2 protein-coding genes and 2 pseudogenes are annotated in these 2,638 nt (G+C 52.7%); all 4 read right to left on the bottom strand.

Features of this window, described 5'->3' with window-relative positions:
* A pseudogene (locus CAGGBEG34_RS00480) lies at window positions 1-177 on the bottom strand (succinate dehydrogenase, cytochrome b556 subunit); the annotation flags it as partial.
* 139 nt (window positions 178-316) lie between these two features.
* Window positions 317-532: a hypothetical protein gene (locus CAGGBEG34_RS00475; protein WP_006681970.1), complete on the bottom strand. Its 216-nt coding sequence runs from the start codon at window positions 530-532 to the stop codon at window positions 317-319.
* A complete protein-coding gene (locus CAGGBEG34_RS00470) occupies window positions 529-762 on the bottom strand; it encodes a hypothetical protein (RefSeq protein WP_006681969.1) in 234 nt (77 codons plus the stop codon). Before CAGGBEG34_RS00470 ends, CAGGBEG34_RS00475 begins: the two co-directional genes overlap by 4 nt.
* Window positions 763-884: 122 nt before the next feature.
* Window positions 885-2,638 (bottom strand): annotated as a pseudogene (locus CAGGBEG34_RS00465) (DNA topoisomerase); the annotation flags it as partial.

The raw sequence follows: 2,638 nt of genomic DNA, 5'->3' as shown, positions 1-2,638 counted from the left end.
GAGGCTTTGTTCAAACAGATAGAGCGCAAAAGGCAGAAGGAGGAAGAGCAATGCGCCGCTGATTCGATGCAGAATGGACGCGATACCGGCCAGCGGAAGCCGATAAGTCAATATCTGCGTAAGGCCAATATTGCGGAACTGCTTCACGTTTTTTTGAGCTTTGATGGGCTTAATCATATTTCAGAGGGTGAATATAGGGACGCACGCAACGCTGAAATTCTAATGCTTTTTGCTAATGCTTTTTGCATGACGTCATGTGCTACTTCCGGACACATCACCAGGGTCTTGCCCGCTGCGGGTCGTGAAAATGGAACTGTCAGGCAGCGTGGGTAAAAAGCTGATGTTCCAGCTGCTTTGTAATGCGGATTGGTTGGAACCGCTTCGCCGGGTACAGGTAGTCTTCACCGGACTCGTCTACTACGCGTACCATATCTAGCGCATCGGCGTGCGCGTCATCAAGGCATCGATACAGCTTACGGACTTCCAGCGATGCCTCATAACCTTTGTTGTTCACACAGATTAGGAAATTCATAGCAGCGTTTTGATCTTCATTTCGATTTTGCCTACGCCATGGGCTTCATACCCGTGTACTTCCGCTTTAACCGTCGGCCCGCCGGGCAGAAAGCGAACCATTGCGATTCCCTTTTTCTTACGCCAAGTCGTGCCGCCGTAATGGTCGCGCAATCGCTTCAGCTCACGAATGCTATTACCTTCCGCGATAGTTTCACGGTTCGTGATCAAACCAACAACGTCCCAATTCATCCAAACCCTTTACATCATTGACGACTGGGAACGTTGTGTACTCAATTCATTAAAATCGGCGAAAACCTAACTTATCATAAAGCAGTCGTTTGTTAAGAATGTTTTCCGTCACGTCCAGCTTTCTCTTTCTTTTCAAATTCGAAGCCAATGGAACCGTCTTTTTGCTGCACCAGATACGCCTTGAAATGGCGGCCGGTGCGCGACGATTTAAAGCCGGTCAGCAAATCGGTGCGGCCCGCGCCGAGCAGTTTTTGCATCTGTTCGCGCGAAATATCCTGTTGCAGGATGATTCTGCCAGAGCGGAAATCGCACGATTTCGGATGTGCGACGGTACTTTCGCAGACATAGCCGATGCTATGTTCAAAAACGCGGCTGCGGCATTTCGGACACGGGCCGAGCGACGTTTGGCCTGAAAAGTCTGGCGCTTCGCTGGCTTCGTCCTCATTTTCCTGACCGAAATCAAAGGCGAGCTTGAGGTGTTGAGTCTCATGGTCTTCAACCAGTTTCAGCGCCGCAGCAAAAGGGCGTCCCATTTTGCTGCGGAATCCTGAGAGGGGGCCGATCCCTTTATTTTTCAGTAATTCTTCCGCTTCTTCGATTTCAAATTGCCGGCCTGCGGGCGTTTTGGTGATTGAGAACGCGCAACCCGTACAGGCAAAACGCCGGTAATTTTCCTTGACTATGCCGCCGCACTGCGGGCACGGCGTTTCCAAGGTGACATAATCGCCCGGCACGGTATCCGAATCATATTCTTTCGCGCGACTGACAATGGTTTGCGTCATTTGCGCGATGTCACGCATGAAGACATCGCGCGCAAGCGTCCCGCCCTGCATCTGTGCGAGCCTGAATTCCCATTCGCCGGTCAGCTCCGGCGCGACCAGTTCGTTGACTTTCAAACCGCGCAACAGGGTCATCAATTGATGCGCCTTTGCGGTTGGCGTCAAATCACGGGCTTCCCGGATCAGATATTTTTCGGTCAGCAGTCCTTCGATAATCGCCGCGCGCGTCGCGGGCGTACCGAGTCCTTTGGCGGACATCGCGGCGCGCAACTCATCATTTTTGAACGAGTTTCCGGGCCCCTTCCATCGCGGAAAGCAGGGTCGCTTCGGTATAGCGAGCGGGCGGTTTGGTAGTGAGTTTGTGCGCCTCGATGGCGTCCGTGCGCACGATTTCGCCTTGCGCAATGGGCACAAGCATTTCGTTCGCATCGTGTACATTGCGTCCGTACACCTGCAGCCAGCCGGGCGCTGTCAATATTTTTCCTTCGGTTTTAAAGCAGTGCCCGACAATGTCGGTGATGCGCGTGGTCAGCAAATATTCAGCCGCTGGAAAAAAGACCGCCAGAAAACGTTTGACAACGAAATCGTACAGTTTCTGTTCCGCGTCGTTCAGGCTTTTAGGCGCTTGCGTTGTCGGGATAATCGCAAAGTGGTCGCTGATTTTGGCATTGTTAAAAATACGCCGGTTTGGCTTCACCCAGCCTTGATCGAGAATCTGATTCGCGAAAGGCACATAAGCGTTATGTTGCGCGAGCGTTTGCAGCGTCTTTTTGACCATGCCGCGCGTATCTTCAGGCAAGGCGCGCGAATCGGTGCGCGGATAGGTCAGCGCCTTGTGCTTTTCATAGAGCGTTTGCGCGAGCGCAAGGGTCGTTTTGGCTGAAAAGCCGAAACGGCTGTTGGCTTCGCGTTGCAGACTTGTCAGATCGAAAAGCAAGGGCGAAAGTTGCGTCGAAGATTTCGTTTCTTCGCGCGCCGGCCCACTTTTGCCGCGGCACGCGGCAATGATCGAATCCGCAGCCGCTTGACTCCATAAGCGCGATTCGCGCTGCTCCGGATCGAATGCGTTCTTTTTAAACTTGGGATCAAACCAGCCG

It is taken from the genome of Candidatus Glomeribacter gigasporarum BEG34, from assembly GCF_000227585.1.
In the GTDB taxonomy this organism is placed as follows: Bacteria; Pseudomonadota; Gammaproteobacteria; order Burkholderiales; family Burkholderiaceae; genus Glomeribacter; species Glomeribacter gigasporarum_B.
The sequence above is the reverse complement of the archived record's forward strand: the minus strand, read 5'-3'. Positions and strand labels throughout refer to the sequence as shown.